A 1,603-nucleotide genomic window follows, 5' to 3' on the forward strand; every position below is an offset into this window, starting at 1 on the left:
GCGGACGCCGCAGAGCGGGGTCACCCAGGAAATCCTCGATTCCCGGCTGTCCCGGCTGTGCTCGGAGTTACTCGTCACTGCTGAGGCGTCGGGAAACCTGGTCGTCTTGCGGACCCCGCCGGGGGCCGCGAACTTCCTGGCCCTGGCAATCGACCACTCGGTGATGCCCTCGGTCCTGGGGAGCATCGCCGGCGACGACACGATTATGCTGGTGACCCGCGACCCGGCGGGCGGGCCGGACGTGGCGGAGCGCTTCCGCCAGTTTGCGCAGGACCCGATGAGCAAACCCCTGTCCTGACCATTTCTTGCCTCTTTCAGACAAAACCAACCTCAACACCCTAGGAGCACAACCCATGACTGAACGCATTGTCCTCGCCTACTCCGGCGGACTCGACACCTCAGTAGCCATCGGCTGGATCGCCGAAGCGACCGGCGCCGAGGTCATCGCCGTCGCCGTCGACGTTGGACAGGGCGGTGAATCCTTGGAGGAGATTCGCCAGCGTGCCCTCGACTGCGGCGCCGTCGAAGCCTACGTGGCTGACGCCCGCGACGAGTTCGCCAACGACTACTGCATGCCAGCGCTGAAGGCCAACGCCCTGTACATGGACGCCTACCCGCTGGTCTCGGCGGTCTCCCGCCCGGTCATCGTCAAGCACCTGGTGGCGGCCGCCCGTGAATTCGGCGCCACCACGGTGGCCCACGGCTGCACCGGCAAGGGCAACGACCAGGTGCGTTTCGAGGTGGGCATCCAGACCCTCGGCCCGGACCTGCGCTGCATCGCCCCCGTGCGTGACCTGGCCCTGACCCGGGACAAGGCCATCACCTTCGCGGAGGAGCACAACCTGCCCATCCAGACCACCAAGAAGAACCCGTTCTCGATCGACCAGAACGTCTGGGGTCGCGCCGTCGAGACCGGTTTCCTCGAGGACATCTGGAACGGCCCGTCGAAGGACGTCTACGAGTACACCGATTCGCCCGAGTTTTCCCCGGCCGCCGACGAGGTGACCATCACCTTCCGTGAGGGCATCCCCGTCGCCATCGACGGCGTCGCAGTCACCCCCCTGCAGGCCATCGAACAGCTGAACCGCCGTGCCGGCGCCCAGGGCGTGGGCCGGATCGACATCGTGGAGGACCGCCTGGTCGGCATCAAGAGCCGCGAAATCTATGAGGCGCCCGGCGCCATGGCCCTGATCGCCGCGCACCGCGAGCTGGAAAACGTCACGGTGGAACGCGAGCAGGCCCGGTTCAAGAAGACCGTCGGCCAGCGCTGGACCGAGCTGGTCTACGACGGCCAGTGGTTCTCCCCGCTGAAGCGCTCCCTTGACACGTTCATCGACGACACCCAGAAATACGTCTCCGGGGACATCCGGATGGACCTCCACGGCGGCCGCGCCACGGTCACCGGCCGCAAGTCCGAGACCTCGCTGTACGACTTCAACCTGGCCACCTATGACACCGGCGACACCTTCGACCAGTCAATGGCCCGCGGCTTCATCGAGATCTTCGGTCTGTCCTCCAAGGTGGCCTCCGGCCGCGACGAGCGGGCGGGTCAGTAGCGATGGCGGGAGCCTCCACCAACGAGGGAGCCCTCTGGGGCGGCCGG

General features: G+C 66.8%; 1 protein-coding gene and 1 pseudogene. Both read left to right on the forward strand.

What is annotated here, in order from left to right; translation table 11 throughout:
• Positions 1-298 (forward strand): annotated as a pseudogene (locus tag K728_RS0108625) (arginine repressor); the annotation flags it as partial.
• A 55-nt stretch (positions 299-353) separates the two neighbouring features.
• Positions 354-1,556 carry an argininosuccinate synthase gene (locus tag K728_RS0108630; protein ID WP_019483394.1) on the forward strand — a complete coding sequence of 401 codons (1,203 nt, stop codon included), beginning with the start codon at positions 354-356 and terminating at the stop codon, positions 1,554-1,556.
• The last annotated feature ends 47 nt before the right edge of the window (positions 1,557-1,603 follow it).

It is taken from the genome of Arthrobacter sp. CAL618 (assembly GCF_000468215.1).
In the GTDB taxonomy this organism is placed as follows: Bacteria; Actinomycetota; Actinomycetes; order Actinomycetales; family Micrococcaceae; genus Arthrobacter_D.